Below are 16,804 nucleotides of genomic sequence, written 5' to 3'. Positions count from 1 at the left end.
TAATTCAACAGGTCTTACCTGTCCCGGATTTCCATGCATCCAGCGCTGTCCTCCCTGTTGCTGCAGCACCTTGGCCTGCTATCCATCGATGAAGCCGAAATCGCACGATGGCTTGCCGGCGGGCCATCCGCGGCGGCGCTGGCCGAGTCGCTGCAGCGCATCGACCAGTTGCTCGACGCGGGCGACACGACCGATGCATCGCGCCATCGCTGGCAGTGGGCGCCTTCGAGTTCGCGCTTCGAGGTGTCGGCTGAATTCAAGGCAGCACTGGGTTACGGCCCGACCGATCTGCCGGACTCGCTTGCGGTATGGCGCGACATCGTGCATGCCGACGAAACGACCGCCTTCGACCAGTGGCTTGAAGACAGGCTGGCCAGCATGGCGGACGACGCCTCGCTGGATTGCCGCGTCCGCCATGCCGACGGCCGTACGGTCTGGGTCAGGCTGGAAGCCGGTGCAACCGAGCGCGACGAACGCGGCCGCGTCACCCGGGTATCGGGCTATCTTGGCCAGCTTGATGCGCGACGGCAGGCCGAAATAGAACTGCTGCTGGCCAAGGAAAAGGCGGAGGCGGCCAGCCGGGCCAAAAGTGACTTCCTGGCCAACATGAGCCACGAAATCCGCACCCCGATGAACGGCATCATGGGCATGTCGGAACTGATGCTGGACACCGCGCTCGACAGCGAACAGGCCGAATACGTGCGTGCCATCAAGACGTCGGCCGATGCGCTGCTGGTCATCATCAACGACATCCTCGACTTTTCGAAGATCGAAGCCGGCAAACTCGCAATCGAACAGGTCGAGCATTCGGTCGGGGACGTGGTCGGAGATGCCGCGCGCGGGCTGGCCATCGCGGCGCAACACAAGGGGCTGGAGCTGTACTGTCGCCTGTCACCCGATCTGCCGGTGCGCATGCTGGGCGACCCCGGGCGCCTGCGGCAGATTCTGGTCAATCTGATCGGCAATGCCGTCAAATTCACGGCGCGCGGTGAAATTGAAATCGGCTGCGAGACAACAGGCACGCCGGTCGGGAGCGGCAGCGAGGTCGAACTGCATGTCTGGGTGCGCGACACCGGGATCGGCATCGACACTGCGAAGCAGGCCGTCGTGTTCGAAGCGTTCGCGCAGGCCGACACCTCAACCACGCGGCGCTTCGGTGGCACCGGCCTCGGACTGGCCATCTGCAACCGGCTCGTGTCCCTGATGGGTGGCCGTCTGTGGCTGGACAGCGTGCCCGGGCAGGGCTCGACCTTTCATTTCACGCTGCGCGGCACGGTGATCGAACAGGCCACGCTGCCAGCGCACTTCCGTCGCTTTGCCGGGCGCCACGTGCTGCTGATCGAAGACCACCTGCCGTCCCGCAGTGTGGTGGCGGCCATGCTGGGCGACATGGGCGCTTCGGCGCTGGCGGTCAGTTCGGTGCAGACAGCGCGCCAGGCACTCAAGCAGGCACATGAATCAGGGCGCCCGTTCGACATCCTGCTGGTTGACCGCACATTGCCGGATGCCGACGCCTTTGATTTCATTTCCGCCTTCTGCGAGGGGCCGAACCGGCTCAATCGCGTCGTGATGATGTTCAGCGGCTCCAATCAGGCGGCCGATAACGCACACGCCCGCTCGCTGGGAGTGCGCGGGCGTCTGCACAAGCCGTTTTCGGCGAACGAGCTGGCCGGCGCGCTGGCCGAGGCACTGGCCACCCATCCGGACGACGCCGCACCGGAAATGGATGATTTCGCTTTTGCCATCGGGGATCTCGATATCGAGCGCTCGCTGGCGCACGAAGGCATCGGCAACGCGCGCAAGCGGCGTGTGCTGCTGGCTGAAGATAATCCGGTCAATCAGCTGGTGGCCGTGCGTACGCTTGAGCGTGCGGGATATGTGGTAACGGTCGCGTCGAATGGTCAGGAAGCGCTGGATCTTCTCGAGCGCGACCACTTCGAGGTGGTGCTGATGGACGTGCAGATGCCGGTCATGGGCGGCATCGAGGCCACGCGCGCCATCCGTGCGCGCGAGCAGCGACGGTCCTGGGTGGTCGATACCGACCATGTGCAGCACATGCCCATCATCGCGATGACCGCCAATGCGATGAAGGGTGACCGCGAACTGTGCCTGGAAGAGGGCATGGACGACTACATCAGCAAGCCGGTCAAGGCGGACGAACTTCTGGCGACGCTGGAGCGCGTGCTGTCGCGCAGCGAACCTGACGGTACGCCGGTCAGTACCGATTTCAACGGTGCCGTGCTCGATGCGGAGCTGCCCGAACCGCCGGTGATCGACATTTCACACACGCTGGAAACCCTTGAAGGTGACCGCGCGATGGTCTTGCGCGTGATCGATGTGTTCCTCGGCGAACTGCCGCAACTGCGCAGTGGCCTCAAAGTGTGCATCCAGCTCAAGGACAGTGCCGGCGTCGCCCGCATCTGTCACCGCCTTCGGGGCTCCCTGTCGGTATTCGGCGCCGCGCGCGCCGAAGCCGCCGTAGTAAAGCTCGAGGACAGCGCCCGCTTGGGCGATGTACCGGCGCTGGCAGGACAGCATGAGCGGGTGGATGTCCATCTCGCCCGGTTGTCCGAAGCGCTGCTCGACGCGCGCGATGCGGTGATGGCGCCCGCGGACTCCTAGGGCGTGTTCTCATTTGTCGAATTAACGGTATGCCAAATGGAAGCGCCATCGAAAAAGTCGTTCACGGTCAAAGGCATAGCAGGGGACTGTTCACAGCGGCCTGAATCTGGTCATATCCTGACTTTTGGGCTGATGTCAGGATGGATCGGAAGATGCTGCGCGATGACCAATGGGAGCGCATTGAGCAACTGTTGCCCGGCAAGGCGACCGACCGTGGCGTCACGGCCAAGGACAATCGGCGCTTCGTCGAAGCGGTGTTGTGGATCATGCGTACAGGCAGTCCGTGGCGCGATCTGCCGGAGGAACTGGGGCATTGGCATCGGACCTTCGTTCGCTTCTCGCGCTGGCGCGAGAAAGGGGTGTGGGAGCGGGTCGCCACAGCGCTGCGCAGTGAGGCCGACATGGAGCATCTGTTCCTCGACTCGACGATCGTGCGCGCGCACCAACATTCTGCCGGCGCCCAAAAAAAGCGGGCGACCAGCAAATCGGCCGCTCCCGGGGTGGATTGACCACCAAGCTGCATGTGGCAGTGGATTCCTTGGGCAATCCAACGAGAGTCATTCTCACGGCAGGCCAGATCTCCGATATTGGGCAAGCGGCCGCACTGATCAAAGATCAGCTTGCCGAGTTCATTGTGGCCGACAAGGGCTACGACTCGGATGCCTTTGTCGAAATCATCACGGCGCAAGGCAGCCAGGCGGTCATTCCACCTCGCTCCAACCGACTCAACCCTCGTGGGTTCGATCGCCATCTCTACAAAGATCGAAATCTGGTCGAGCGCTTCTTCAACCGCATCAAGCAATTCAGACGCATCGCCACGCGATACGACAAACTCGCTCAGTCCTTCCTGTCCTTCGTTCATCTCGCTTGCGCATTCGTCTGGTTGGCATAATTGAGAACAGACCCTAGTCTTCCGTTTCGATGTCTTCGTGCTCGGCGTTGAGATCACCAATGCTGTAGCGGCGCAGTTTCACGTACAGACTTTGCCGGCTCAGGCCGAGCATTTCGGCTGCCGATGCTCGGTTGTCATGCGTCAGTTCGAGCGCCGCCTCGATGCACAGCTTCTCGATCAGGTCGGTCGATTCGCGCACCAGTTCCTTCAGCGACACGCGGCCGACCAGTCCGGTCAGCTGTTCGACCGACCTGGGCAGTTCGCGACCCATCCGGGGATCCGCTTCGATACGCCGGCTGATGCCACGCACCGTGAAGCCCAGACAAGGCGTTTCGCCATGCGGGACCGACACGGCCGAAATTTCGACTTCCACATCCGAGCCATGTTCACCACGAACCAGGGTGGAAAAAAGCCTGACCGACCCGTGCTGGCGCAGGTTGACCATCAACACCTTGAAATCGACTCCGGGGCGGCCCAGCCAGCGTTCAAGCGGCTCGCCACGCGCCTGCTCGACGGACGCCAGCTGGGAAAGATCGAGAAAGGCGTGGTTGGCCGTCAGGATATGGCCCGATTCATCCGTCAGTACAAAGCCGTCCGGCACGTGCTCCATCACGTCCAGCAGGGCCTGATGCAGACCCGAGGTCGTGTGTTCGACGGCACGTGGCGAAAGGCGCACGAGAAAGAGCGCCGCGTTGTCCTGCCTGACCAGCGATGCGGCGACCTGCAGCTCGCGTCCGTCATCGGCCAGGCGCACGCGCACGTCGTCAGCGCGACCGGCCGCCCTGACACTGGCCAGCAGATCCTGTGCCGACTGCATGCCGGCTTCGTCGAATCCTTCCGGAAAGGTACGCCCGACCAGGCCCTTGGGGGACGGACCGAGCAGGCGGAGCGCCGCCGGATTGGCTTCCATGACGCGCTGACTGCCGGCCTCGACGATGAGCACCGCTTCCGATGTCATCTGGAACAGCAGGCGATAGCGGGTTTCCAGTTGCCGCAGCTTGGCGTAGTCACGCTCGATCGACTGCTGCGCGTCGACCAGTCGCTGCTGCAGCGACGACAGGGAGCGCAGATCGCGGCCGAACGCGACAACCCGGCCTTCGTGCCCGACCTTGATGGCCGAATACAGTACCGGCATGTCGATGCCGCCGGATACCGGATGATTCACGTGCCGCCACTTCTGGGCGGCCTCGGCCGAAGCATCGATCAGCAGGGCCTCGACCTTGGCGCGGCTTTCGACCGTCACGATGTCGGTCCAGCGTCGGCCGACCCAGCCCTCGTACCCATCGGGCACCAGCTCGTCGTTGCCGAAGGCTACATCGCGGATGATGCCCTGCTTGTCCACCACCAGCGCCAGATCCGACGCAGCGGCGATGAGTTTCGCTGTGGAGTTGGCATCGACGCCTCCGAACGATAGGAGGGGCGATTCAAACGGCTTCACGTTGGCAGCCCCCCACTTCCCGTCGATTCTGGAAAACTCACTGCGCTCCTGCTCCAATCCCAATCGTTCACCTCGTCAAACCGGTTCAGCCCTGCGTACATCGCAGCGGCACCATGGCGTCAGCGCGCCGCACAGCGTCTTTTGCATCACTAGCGGTCGCATCCGCACCCACCAGTGCCACCCACTCCGGGTGTTCGACAAAGATCGGGCCACCCACCATCACGATCAGGTCGCGATTGCGGGACGCCAGACGCACCGCTTCGATCAGCCGCTTCAAAGGTTCGATGCGTGCTTCGCTACCGACCGAAAAACCCAGCACATCGAACCACTCATTCTGCGCCGCCAGCACCAGATCGAGGCTGCGGCCGGATGCTTCGGCACAGACTTCCCAGCCACTGTTGCGGAAAAATTCACCGACCATCAACAGGCCCAGCGTGTGCTGGTCCCCCGGTGCCGCAGACAGTAGCACCCTGCGGCCATTCGGCGCGAACGGGGCGTCCGGGCGGAAGCTCGGACCCAACTCATGCACCACCTGCTGGATCCGCCACAGACCGAGCGTCACCTGCGTGAAGTCACACAGGTCCGCTTCCCACAATTCGCCGAGTCGCCGTGCGGCCGGCGCCAGCAACTCAAGAAAAATCGTGTCGGGCGACGCGCCACGTGCGCGTACCGCCTCCACCCACGTGCGCGCGACGCGCGCGTCCTGCGCGAGAACCAGATTCGCGAACTCGACCACCTCCGGCGAAGACGGTGCCGGGCTTTCACAGGCGACCTGCGGTGCCGAGGGGTCGGCGCCGCCGTGCGCGAGCATGAGGCGCGGAATGATTTCAGCTTCGATGGTACGGGCAAGATCGCCCATCCAGTCATCCACCGGAAAAACAAGTTCCCCGCCGTTGTGAATGCCTGATTGCGGAGGGCTTCGCTGAAGTGCATCCGTGTCCGACCAGTACTCTCCCGTCGTGCGCGCCTTGCCGGCGTCTTCCTGCGCTCTTCCGGCCATCTCTCGTCCTTTGGTGTTTGTGTTTTGCCGGCTCCGACTCAGGCGTCCCGCGGCATGGCAGGGAAGCAAGGAACGGCCGTGCTTTTAATGACTTCGTACAGCACTTACCCCGGCGCGCAGCCCATGGAGGCACCCATCACAAGAGCAACCAGCTTATAGAGATAGTTCGCGTCAAGGGCAACTGTCAAGTTTACTTGTCAGTATCGAACGCCATCAACGCTTTGCGGCGACCATTCATCGCGCTTCATGACAATCCGGCTGCAGGTTGTTCGCGTGTCAATCATGATGTACGTCAATTTTTATTGACACTCCGTCTCCAGACGTCTAGATTTTCAGTCAAAGAAGAAAGACCAAGGAGACGTCACCGATGCACCCGCAGCAGGCCAGACCGCAGCCTCCGCTTTACACGGCAGAAGAACGCCGCCGCCGCGATGCATCGCCCTGGACCATGCTCCAGGGTGTGCTGGCGCCGGTGCAGTTCATCGCCTTCCTGATCAGCCTGGTGCTGGTGCTGCGCTTCCTGATGACCGGCGAGGGGCTGCAGGCCGCCTCGGTGTCCGTGGTGATCAAGACGGTGCTGCTGTACACGATCATGATCACCGGATCGATCTGGGAGAAAGAGGTGTTCGGCGTCTGGCTGTTCGCCCGCCCCTTCTTCTGGGAAGACGTATTCAGCTTCGCCGTCCTTGCACTGCATACGTGGTACCTGATCGCGCTGGCGACCGACAGCCTCGGCCCGGACAGCCTGATGTGGCTCGCCCTCGCCGCCTATTTCACTTACGTCATCAACGCCGGCCAGTTCATCCTGAAACTGCGTGCCGCGCGTCTGCAGCAGTCGGCCGCCATGGCCTTCGGCGACGACCAGCTGGTGCCGTGCAAATGAGCAACCTCCAGGACATTCCGGTCGTACTCAGCCAACGTACTGGCAGCGACCTGCCGGTGCTGCGCGAACGCGGTCAGCGCGAAGTGTTCTGCGGGCTGACCGGCATCGTGTGGCTGCACCGCAAGCTGCAGGACGCCTTCTTCCTCGTCGTCGGTTCGCGCACCTGTGCCCATCTGGTGCAGTCGGCTGCCGGCGTGATGATCTTTGCCGAACCCCGCTTCGGTACGGCCATCCTGACCGACCGCGACCTCGCCGGCATCGCCGACGCCAACGACGAACTCGACCGGGTGTGCATGTCGCTGCTGGAACGCCGGCCGGAAATCAAGGCGCTGTTCCTGGTCGGCTCCTGCCCGTCCGAAGTCATCAAGCTTGATCTGGCCCGCGCAGCGGAACGCCTGAACGAGCGGCTGCTGCCGCAGGTGCGGGTGCTCAGCTACTCGGGTTCCGGCATCGAAACCACCTTCACGCAGGGCGAAGACAACGCGCTGAAGGCCTTCGTGCCGATCATGCCGCAGACCGACGCCCGCCAGTTGCTGGTCGTCGGTTGCCTGCCGGACGTGGTGGAAGACCAGTTCCGCCGGCAGTTCGAACAACTGGGCATCGGTCCGGTGAATTTCTTCCCGGGTCGGCGCGCCGATGATGTGCCGTCGATCGGCCCGAACACGCAGTTGCTGCTGGCCCAGCCATTCAATGGCGAAACCGTGCGCACGCTCACCGCTCGCGGCGCCAGCGTGCTGGCTGCACCCTACCCGTTCGGCGTCGAAGGTACGACCGCCTGGCTGCGCGCAGCCGCCCGCGCCTGGCAGACGCCCGACACGCAGTTCGATGCCGTCACTGCGCCGCTGATCAGGCGCGCGCGCGCCGCACTCGAACGCTACCGCCCGCAACTGGCCGGCAAGCGCCTGTTCATGCTGCCCGATTCACAACTCGAAATTCCGCTCGCGCGCTTCCTGAATCGCGAAATGGGCATGGCACTGGTCGAGGTCGGCACGCCTTACCTCGACCGCCAGATGGTCAGCGAAGAACTGGCCTTGCTGCCGCCGGACGTCGTGCTCAGCGAAGGCCAGCACCTGGAACGCCAGCTCGACCGCGTGCGCGCCGCCCGCCCCGACCTGACGGTGTGCGGGCTCGGCCTTGCCAATCCGCTGGAAGCCGAAGGCCTGACCACGAAATGGTCGATCGAACTGGTTTTCTCGCCGATCCACGGCTACGACCAGGCCGCCGATCTTGCCGAACTGTTTGTACGCCCGCTCGCTCGCCGCGAACGGCTGGCGGTCTGAGGAGCAACTGATGCAACTGACCTTGTGGACCTACGAAGGACCGCCTCACGTGGGCGCCATGCGGATTGCCACCTCGATGCGCGACGTGCATTACGTGCTGCACGCCCCGCAGGGCGACACCTACGCCGACCTGCTGTTCACGATGATCGAGCGTCAGGACCGCCGCCCGCCGGTGACCTACACCACCTTCCAGGCGCGTGACCTGGGCGGCAGTACCGCCGATCTGGTCAAGACCGCCGTGGCCGAAGCGTATGAACGCTTCAAGCCGAAGGCGCTGCTGGTCGGCGAGTCCTGCACCGCCGAACTGATCCAGGATCAGTCCGGCTCGCTGGCGTGCGGCATGAACCTGCCGATCCCGGTCATCCCGCTCGAACTGCCGTCCTACTCGAAGAAGGAGAACTGGGGCGCAGCCGAAACCTTCTATCACGTGGTGCGTGCGCTGCTCGCCGATCAGGTGCCGCCGCCGGGCACGCCGCGTCCGGCACGCGCCGAAGGTCGCCGCCCGCGCGCCAACCTGCTCGGCCCGACCGTGCTCGGCTTCCGCTGCCGCGACGACGTGCAGGAAATCCGCCGGCTGCTCGACCTGCTGGGCATAGACGTCAATGTGATCGCGCCGCTCGGTGCGTCGCCGGACGATATCCGTCGCCTGCCCGAAGCTGACTTCAACATCGACCTCTACCCCGAAGTGTCGCGCACGACCGCGTCGTGGCTGCAGCGCAATTTCGGCATGCCGGCCACCCGCGTCATTCCGATGGGTGTCGGCGCCACGCGCGACTTCATCGCCGAAGTCGCACAGCTGGCAGGCATCGATGCGTCGGCCTTGCTGGCTTCCGAACAGCCGGGCGTTGCGGGCTTTTCGTCCTCGCTGTCGCGCATGCCCTGGTATGCACGCTCGGTCGATTCGACCTACCTCACCGGCAAGCGCGTGTTCATCTTCGGTGATGCGACCCACGCCATCGCTGCCGCACGCATCGCCAGGGAAGAAATGGGCTTCACCGTTGTCGGCCTGGGCACCTACAGCCGCGAATTCGCGCGCGACGTGCGCGATGCCGCGAAACTCTACGATGTCGAGGCGCTGATCAGCGACGACTACCTCGAAGTGGAACAGGCCATCGGTGCTGCGTCACCGGAACTGGTGCTCGGCACCCAGATGGAGCGCCACATCGCCAAACGTCTCGGCGTCGCGTGCGCGGTGATTTCGATCCCGATCCACGTGCAGGACGTACCGGCGCGCTACAGCCCGGTGTACGGCTTCGAAGGCGCCAACGTCATTTTCGATACCTGGGTCCATCCGCTGGTGATGGGTCTTGAAGAACATCTGCTGCAGATGTTCCGCGACGACTTCGAATTCCACGATGACGCAGCGGCGTCCCATCTGCCGGCCGTCGCTCGCGACGCACGACACGCTGCAGCGCCTGATGCCGTCGCCCCCGTCGAACCGGTTGCGGCTTCGGTCGCGACACCCGAACCCGTCATCGCCGCCGCGGGCGAGCCGACCTGGAGCGAAGACGGCGAACGCGAGCTGAAAAAGATTCCGTTCTTCGTGCGTGGCAAGGCCAAGCGCAATACCGAAGCCTTCGCACGCGAACACGGTCTGGCAACGATCACGGTGGAGACGCTCTACGATGCCAAAGCTCACTATGGACGCTGAATCCGTGTCCGCCGACTTCGTGCGCGCCGCACGTCACGACAGAGTGATCGACGCATGACCTCCATCGGACTTCCATCGATGCTGAGAAAACGTGCCGTCGATACGAGCGCTGCCTCGGCGGTCACCCGGCAGCCCATCAGCATCGTGATCGTCACGATGGACACCCATCTTGCGAGCGCGGTCGAACGCGCCCGGCCGCGTCTGTCGCGCGAGTTTCCGGGTCTGACCGTGAGCCTGCACGCCGCGTCGGAGTACGCCGGCAACGAGTCGGCGATCGCCCGCGTCAAGGCAGACATCGCCAGCGCAGACATCATCGTCTGCGGCATGCTGTTCCTGGAAGACCACTTCCTGCCCATCCTCGACGACCTGCGTGCGCGTCGCGACAACTGCGACGCCATGATCTGCATGGCATCGGCCAGCGAAGTCGTGAAGCTGACCCGTCTCGGCCAGTTCGACATGGACAAGCCGGCCAGCGGCCCGATGGCGCTGCTCAAGCGCCTGCGTGGCAACAAGAGCAAGACTGCCACCGGCGGTGCGGCCCAGATGAAGACGCTGCGCCGCATCCCGCAGATGCTGCGCTTCATTCCCGGCACCGCCCAGGATGTGCGCGCCTACTTCGTGACGCTGCAATACTGGCTCGGCGGCTCGGACGAGAACGTGCTGAACCTGTTGCGCCACGTCGTCGACCGCGGTGCCGATGGCCCGCGCAAGGAACTGCGCGGCAAGATCAAGGTTCAGCCGCCGATCGAATACCCGGAAGTCGGTGTGTACCACCCGCGCATGCCGGGTCGCTTTGCCTACGAAGCGTCCGCGCTGCCCGACCCGATCGGTCGCGAACTGCGCGGCACGGTTGGCGTGCTCGTGCTGCGCTCCTACCTGCTGTCGGGCAATGCCGGTCACTACGACGGCGTGATCGCCGCGCTCGAGGCGCGCGGCCTGCGCGTGGTACCGGCCTTCGCCGCCGGACTCGACTCGCGCCCGGCGATCGACCAGTTCTTTTTGAAGGACGGCCACAGCATCGTCGATGCGGTCGTGTCGCTGACCGGCTTTTCGCTGGTCGGCGGTCCCGCCTACAACGATGCCAAGGCGGCCGAGGAAATCCTCGCGCAGCTCGACGTACCGTACGTCGCGGCGCACCCGGTCGAGTTCCAGACACTCGATCAGTGGGGCGAGTCGGATCGCGGCCTGCTGCCGGTCGAAAGCACCATCATGGTCGCCATCCCGGAACTCGACGGCGCGACCAGCCCGATGGTGTTCGGCGGCCGCCCGGGCGCGCCCGGCGTCACCTGCACCGGATGCCATCACGCCTGCACCTTCACTGCAGCGGACAACAAGCAGGACATGCACAGCTGCCCCGAGCGCGCGCAGACACTGGCCGCCCGGGTCGACAAGCTGGTGGCGCTCAAGCGCAGCGAACGCGCCCACCGCAAGGTTGCCATCGTCATTTTCAACTTCCCGCCGAATGCGGGCAGTGTCGGTACAGCCGCCTATCTGTCGGTGTTCGAATCGATGTTCCACACCCTGACGGGAATGAAGCAGCAGGGCTACCAGGTCGACCTGCCCGACAGCATCGATGCGCTGCGCGACAGCGTGCTGTTCGGCAATGCGTCGAAATACGGTGCCGATGCCAATGTGCATACGCTGATCAGCGCCGAAGACCACGTGCGGCGCGAACCGTGGCTGAAGGAAATCGAGGCCGAGTGGGGCCCGGCGCCCGGCAAGCAGCTGAGCAACGGCAGTTCCATCCTGGTGCTGGGCAAGCAGTTCGGCAACATCCTGATCGCGGTGCAGCCGGCTTTCGGTTACGAAGGTGACCCGATGCGGCTGCTGTTCGAAAAGGGTCTGTCGCCGACGCACGCCTTCTCCGCCTTCTACCGCTACCTGCGCGAAGACTTCAAGGCGCACGCCGTGCTGCATTTCGGTACCCACGGCGCACTCGAATTCATGCCGGGCAAGCAGAGCGGCATGGGCGGCAACTGCTGGCCGGACCGCCTGATCGGCGACATGCCGAACGTCTACCTGTACGCCTCCAACAATCCGTCGGAAGGCGCGATCGCCAAGCGCCGCTGCGGTGCCACGCTGATCAGCTACCTCACGCCGCCGATCGCGCAGGCCGGTCTGTACAAGGGTCTGAACGAACTGAAGACGTCCATCGAGCGCTGGCGCACGATGGAACCGGCATCGCCGGAGCGCGCCGACCTCGCGGTCGTGCTGCAGGCGCAGGCCGCCGCACTTGACCTCACCGCCGCCGAGCCGCTGTGGGACATTTCGCCCGCCGGCGGTACCGACGCCCGCGTGATGAAGCTGGCCGAGCAGATGCTCGAGCTCGAATACACGCTCATCCCGCATGGCCTTCACGTGGCCGGGCGCGCACCGTCGGAGGCGGAACGCGTCGACATGCTGCTGTCGATGGCCGATGCCTCGCACGGACAGCAGCTGGAACGCAGTGCGATCGAGGCACTGGTGGCCGGCCTGAGCATCGACCGGGTACTCAAGCTGTCGGGGCTGCCGCGCGACGACAGCACGGTCGAACTGTTCAACGAACTGGTCGACATCAACGGCAAGCTGGCGGAAGACACCGAAGTGGCCGCGATGCTGCAGGCGCTCGACGGTCGCTACATCCGCCCGGCACCGGGCGGCGACATCCTGCGCACGCCGGCAGTGCTGCCGACCGGCCGCAACATCCACGGCTTCGACCCGTTCCGCATTCCGAGTGCATTTGCGGTGAAGGACGGTGCTGCGCAGGCACAGCGCCTGCTCGACCGCTACACCGAAGACGGTTTCCCGTTGCCCGAATCGATCGCCATGGTCATGTGGGGCAGCGACAACCTGAAGAACGAAGGTGCGCCGATCGCCCAGGCGCTCGCCCTGATGGGTGCGCTGCCGCGTTTCGACAGCTACGGCCGCATCGCCGGTGCCACGCTGATCCCGCTGGAAGAGCTGGGCCGCCCGCGCGTCGATGTGGTGATCACGCTGTCCGGCATCTTCCGCGACCTTATGCCGCTGCAGATCAAGCTGCTGGCCGAAGCGGCCTGGCTTGCCGCCACCGCCGACGAGCCGCTGGAGATGAACTGGATCCGCCGGCACGCGCTGGCCTATCAGCAGGAACACGGCTGCACGCTGGAGATCGCCGCGCTGCGCGTCTATGGCAATGCCGAAGGCGCCTACGGCTCGAACGTGAACAACCTGGTGGAAAGCAGCCGCTGGTCGGACGAGGACGAAATCGCAGAAACCTACACGCGCCGCAAGGGCTTCGCCTACGGCCGCACCGGTCGCGCGTCGCAGCAGACCGCATTGCTGCAGAGCGCACTCGCCGATGTGCAGCTGACCTACCAGAACCTCGACTCGGTCGAACTCGGCGTCACCACGGTCGACAACTACTTCGATACGCTGGGCGGCATCACGCAGGCGGTCAAGGTGGCGCGCAACGGCCATACGCCGCCGGTCTACATCGGCGACCAGACCAAGGGCGACGGCGCCGTGCGCTCGCTGCAGGAGCAGGTGGCGCTGGAAACACGAACCCGCATGCTCAACCCGAAGTGGTACGAGGGCATGCTCGCTCACGGCTACGAAGGCGTGCGCCAGATCGAAACCCACATCACCAACACCATGGGCTGGTCGGCCACGACGGGTCAGGTTGCGCCGTGGGTCTACCAGCAACTGACACAGACCTTCGTGCTCGACGACGGTATGCGCAACCGGCTCGCCAGCCTCAATCCGACCGCTGCCGCCAAGCTCGCAAACCGTCTGATCGAAGCCCACGACCGCGACTACTGGCAACCCGACGCGGCCATGCTGGCCAAGCTGCGGGCCGCTGGCGAAGAACTGGAAGACCGTCTGGAGGGCGTATTCCAGCCCGTCAGCGCATGAAATCCCCTACCCCCCGTCCGCCCGTGCGGACACACCCGAGGTTTCAGAGTGAACACAGTCACCACCACCCACGTCCCGCTGTCGGCGCTGAAAACGCGCAACCCGGGCTCGTCACGCAATGACGGAGAGGGCAGCGTGCAGGTCCACCTCGACCCCTCGCTGAAGCTCGGTACCGCGAAGGTTTTCGCGGTGTATGGCAAGGGCGGCATCGGCAAGAGCACGACGTCATCCAACCTGTCGGTCGCCTTTTCCAAGCTCGGCAAGCGCGTGCTGCAGATCGGCTGCGACCCGAAGCACGACTCGACCTTCACATTGACCAAGTGTCTGGTTCCGACGGTGATCGACATTCTCGAAACGGTCGACTTCCATTCGGAAGAACTGCGCACCGAAGACTTCGTTTTCCCCGGCTACAACGGCGTGATGTGCGTCGAGGCAGGCGGCCCGCCGGCGGGCACCGGCTGCGGCGGTTACGTGGTCGGCCAGACGGTCAAGCTGCTGAAGGAACATCACCTGCTCGAAGACACCGACGTGGTCATCTTCGACGTGCTGGGCGACGTGGTATGCGGCGGTTTCGCCGCCCCGCTGCAGCATGCCGATCGCGCACTCATCGTCACCGCGAACGACTTCGACTCCATCTTCGCGATGAACCGCATCGTGGCCGCCATCCAGGCCAAATCGAAGAACTACAAGGTGCGTCTCGGCGGCGTCATCGCGAACCGCAGTGCGGCCACCGACCAGATCGACCGCTTCAACGAACGGGTCGGCCTGAAAACCATGGCGCAGTTCCGCGATCTCGACGTGATCCGCCGCAGTCGCCTGAAGAAATCGACGCTGTTCGAAATGGACGACAGCCCGGAAGTGCTCGAAGTGCAGCAGGAGTACCTGCGGCTGGCGGCTTCGCTGTGGGCCGGCACCGATCCGCTGATCGCGGAGCCGATGAAGGACCGCGACATTTTCGATCTGCTCGGTTTTGACTGAGTCTTCGAACGGGACCGATGACACCATGAACAGCTCTTACACAGATCGCCGCGGCCAGATCCAGACCTACTTCGACCGCACCGCGGTCGACGCCTGGAAGCGTCTCACCTCCGACGCACCGGTGGGCCGCGTGCGGGCAACGGTACGCGCCGGGCGCGACCGCATGCGCGCAACACTGCTCGACTGGCTGCCGCAGGACCTGCGTGGCCGCAAGGTGCTGGACGCCGGCTGCGGCACCGGTGCGCTGGCGGTCGAGGCGGCCCGGCGCGGCGCACACGTGGTGGCCATCGACCTGTCTCCCACGCTGGTGCAACTGGCGCGCGAACGCATGCCGGAAGACCTGAACGGCGGCGAGATCGACTTCCGTTCGGGCGACATGCTGGATCCCGCGCTGGGCTGGTTCGACCACGTGGTCGCCATGGATTCGCTGATCCACTACCGGGCCGACGACGCCGTGCGTGTCCTGTCCGGGCTCGCTGCGCGCACCGAACATTCGATCCAGTTCACCTTCCCGCCGAGCACGCATGCGCTCGAAGCGATGCGCTTCATCGGCAAGTTCTTCCCGCGCGGAGATCGCGCGCCGTCGATCGAACCGGTACGCGAAACCCTGCTGCACCGGCTGATCGACGAAGAGCCGGCGCTCGACTGCATGACCATCGGCCGCTCGCAGCATGTGTCGAGCGGCTTCTACAAATCGAAGGCACTGGAGCTGCGCCGCAGATGAAAACGCTGTCCGCCCGCTCGCTCAACGACCGCGCTGCAAAGCTGTGGACGGGTGTGGGCACGCGCTTCCTGCCGTTCGCCGATGTCGCGACGGCGGAGTTGCCGCTCGGGCGTCTGCTGCGTCTGTCGCTGTTCCAGGTGTCGGTCGGCATGGCGACGGTGCTGCTGATCGGCACGCTGAACCGCGTGATGATCGTCGAGATGGGTATGGCCGCCTGGCTGGTCGCGCTGATGGTGGCGCTGCCGCTGCTGTTCGCGCCCTTCCGTGCGCTGATCGGCTACCGCTCGGATACGCACCGTTCGGTGCTGGGCTGGAAGCGCGTGCCCTATATCTGGATGGGATCGCTGATCCAGTTCGGCGGCCTGGCCATCATGCCGTTCTCGCTCATCCTGCTGTCCGGCGACACCCAGGGTCCGGCGTGGATCGGGCAGGCCGGCGCCGCACTGGCCTTCCTGATGGTCGGTGCCGGCATGCAGACCGCGCAGACCGCCGGCCTCGCGCTGGCCACCGACCTCGCTGCGCCGGCGAACCGGCCGCGGGTGGTCGCGATGATGTACCTGATGCTGCTGGTCGGCATGGTGGTCAGCGGCATCGTGTTCGGCCTGCTGCTGGCCGACTTCACGCAGCTGAAACTGATCCAGGTGGTTCAGGGCTCGGCCATGCTCACGATGGTGCTGAACGTCATCGCGCTGTGGAAACAGGAGCCGCGCGGCATGCGCACGCAGGCGCAGCAGGCGCCGCGGCTGCCGTTCCGCGAAGTCTGGCGCAGCTTTTCGCAGCACGCCCGCGCCACCCGTTACCTGTGTGCGGTCGGTCTGGGCAGCGCGGCCTTCAGCATGCAGGACATCATTCTCGAACCGTACGGCGGCGAAATCCTCGGCATGGGCGTCGGCGCCACCACGTCGCTCACCGCCATGATGGCGCTGGGCGCGATCGCTGCCTTCGCACTGGCCGCACGCGTGCTGGCGCGCGGCTTCGATCCCTACCGTCTGGCGGCGCTTGGCGCGTTGACCGGCATCGTCGCGTTTTCGGCCGTCGTGTTTGCCGAACCGCTGCATTCGGTTCCGCTGTTCCGCGTCGGCGTGGCGCTGATCGGCTTCGGCGGCGGGCTGTTCTCGGTCGGCACGCTGACTGCCGCGATGGGACTCGAAAGCGGCGGCCTGAATGGCCTCGCACTCGGCGCTTGGGGTGCGGTACACGCCACCTGCACCGGCATGGCGATTGCACTGGGCGGCGCGCTGCGCGACGTCGTGTCGGGACTGGCCACGTCGGGCGCGCTCGGTTCAGCGCTGAGCAGTCCGGCGACCGGCTACAGCTTCGTTTACCACTGCGAGATTTACATGTTGTTCGCAAGCCTGATCGCGATCGGCCCTCTGGTCCGCTCTGCGCATCAATCCTCCACACCAGGCAGCACGAAGTTCGGACTGGCCGAGTTTCCCGGCTGATCGTCATTCCAAGAAGGAGAG

General features: G+C 64.8%; 11 protein-coding genes. 9 read left to right on the top strand and 2 right to left on the bottom strand.

The genetic code is table 11. The features are described 5' to 3' along the window. Positions 1-33: 33 nt before the first annotated feature. A complete protein-coding gene (locus Q8Q80_RS07735; protein ID WP_305632350.1) occupies positions 34-2,622 on the top strand; it encodes a response regulator in 2,589 nt (862 codons plus the stop codon). Between the two features lie 140 nt (positions 2,623-2,762). Next, a protein-coding gene (locus Q8Q80_RS07730; protein WP_305632349.1) for an IS5 family transposase occupies positions 2,763-3,514 on the top strand; the annotation gives its coding sequence in 2 pieces (ribosomal slippage) (positions 2,763-3,090 and positions 3,090-3,514; 753 coding nt in all). A gap of 13 nt (positions 3,515-3,527) precedes the next feature. Here Q8Q80_RS07730 and ppsR read toward each other — a convergent pair. Both ppsR and Q8Q80_RS07720 read right to left on the bottom strand, forming a co-directional pair. Further along, positions 3,528-4,952 carry a transcriptional regulator PpsR gene (ppsR, locus tag Q8Q80_RS07725; protein WP_305632348.1) on the bottom strand — a complete coding sequence of 475 codons (1,425 nt, stop codon included), beginning with the start codon at positions 4,950-4,952 and terminating at the stop codon, positions 3,528-3,530. 85 nt (positions 4,953-5,037) lie between these two features. Next, positions 5,038-5,811: a B12-binding domain-containing protein gene (locus tag Q8Q80_RS07720; RefSeq protein WP_305632347.1), complete on the bottom strand. Its 774-nt coding sequence runs from the start codon at positions 5,809-5,811 to the stop codon at positions 5,038-5,040. Between the two features lie 508 nt (positions 5,812-6,319). On the opposite strand from Q8Q80_RS07720, the gene bchF reads away from it, so the two are divergent. The 7 genes from bchF to Q8Q80_RS07685 all read left to right on the top strand — a co-directional run bounded on the left by bchF (position 6,320) and on the right by Q8Q80_RS07685 (position 16,783). Beyond that, on the top strand, positions 6,320-6,835 hold the full coding sequence (gene bchF / locus Q8Q80_RS07715; protein WP_305632346.1) for a 2-vinyl bacteriochlorophyllide hydratase: 516 nt from the start codon (positions 6,320-6,322) through the stop codon (positions 6,833-6,835). Beyond that, positions 6,832-8,115, top strand: a complete 1,284-nt coding sequence (locus Q8Q80_RS07710; protein WP_305632345.1) for a ferredoxin:protochlorophyllide reductase (ATP-dependent) subunit N — start codon at positions 6,832-6,834, stop codon at positions 8,113-8,115. Before bchF ends, Q8Q80_RS07710 begins: the two co-directional genes overlap by 4 nt. Positions 8,116-8,125: 10 nt before the next feature. Then, positions 8,126-9,766 (top strand): ferredoxin:protochlorophyllide reductase (ATP-dependent) subunit B, encoded by a 1,641-nt coding sequence (gene bchB / locus Q8Q80_RS07705; RefSeq protein WP_305632344.1) that lies wholly within the window; start codon positions 8,126-8,128, stop codon positions 9,764-9,766. A 78-nt stretch (positions 9,767-9,844) separates the two neighbouring features. Continuing rightward, the gene (locus Q8Q80_RS07700; protein ID WP_305632343.1) at positions 9,845-13,636 is read left to right on the top strand and encodes a magnesium chelatase subunit H; all 3,792 of its coding nucleotides are present in this window, start codon (positions 9,845-9,847) and stop codon (positions 13,634-13,636) included. A 78-nt stretch (positions 13,637-13,714) separates the two neighbouring features. Beyond that, entirely contained in the window at positions 13,715-14,614 is a 900-nt protein-coding gene (bchL, locus tag Q8Q80_RS07695; RefSeq protein ID WP_069040649.1) for a ferredoxin:protochlorophyllide reductase (ATP-dependent) iron-sulfur ATP-binding protein, read from the top strand. Between the two features lie 25 nt (positions 14,615-14,639). After that, positions 14,640-15,338 (top strand): magnesium protoporphyrin IX methyltransferase, encoded by a 699-nt coding sequence (gene bchM / locus Q8Q80_RS07690; RefSeq protein WP_305632342.1) that lies wholly within the window; start codon positions 14,640-14,642, stop codon positions 15,336-15,338. After that, complete coding sequence (locus tag Q8Q80_RS07685; RefSeq protein WP_305632341.1) at positions 15,335-16,783, top strand: BCD family MFS transporter; 1,449 nt, start codon at positions 15,335-15,337, stop codon at positions 16,781-16,783. Before bchM ends, Q8Q80_RS07685 begins: the two co-directional genes overlap by 4 nt. Positions 16,784-16,804 lie beyond the last annotated feature (21 nt).

The organism is Methyloversatilis sp., from assembly GCF_030698125.1.
Taxonomy (GTDB): domain Bacteria; phylum Pseudomonadota; class Gammaproteobacteria; order Burkholderiales; family Rhodocyclaceae; genus Methyloversatilis.
The sequence above is the reverse complement of the archived record's forward strand: the minus strand, read 5'-3'. Positions and strand labels throughout refer to the sequence as shown.

Coding starts and splice junctions, on each gene's coding strand:
- Q8Q80_RS07735 (WP_305632350.1), top strand. CDS start 34: ATGCATCCAGCGCTGTCCTCCCTGTTGCTGCAGCACCTTGGCCTGCTA.
- Q8Q80_RS07720 (WP_305632347.1), bottom strand. CDS start 5,811: ATGGGCGATCTTGCCCGTACCATCGAAGCTGAAATCATTCCGCGCCTC.
- bchF (WP_305632346.1), top strand. CDS start 6,320: ATGCACCCGCAGCAGGCCAGACCGCAGCCTCCGCTTTACACGGCAGAA.
- Q8Q80_RS07710 (WP_305632345.1), top strand. CDS start 6,832: ATGAGCAACCTCCAGGACATTCCGGTCGTACTCAGCCAACGTACTGGC.
- bchB (WP_305632344.1), top strand. CDS start 8,126: ATGCAACTGACCTTGTGGACCTACGAAGGACCGCCTCACGTGGGCGCC.
- Q8Q80_RS07700 (WP_305632343.1), top strand. CDS start 9,845: ATGCTGAGAAAACGTGCCGTCGATACGAGCGCTGCCTCGGCGGTCACC.
- bchM (WP_305632342.1), top strand. CDS start 14,640: ATGAACAGCTCTTACACAGATCGCCGCGGCCAGATCCAGACCTACTTC.
- Q8Q80_RS07685 (WP_305632341.1), top strand. CDS start 15,335: ATGAAAACGCTGTCCGCCCGCTCGCTCAACGACCGCGCTGCAAAGCTG.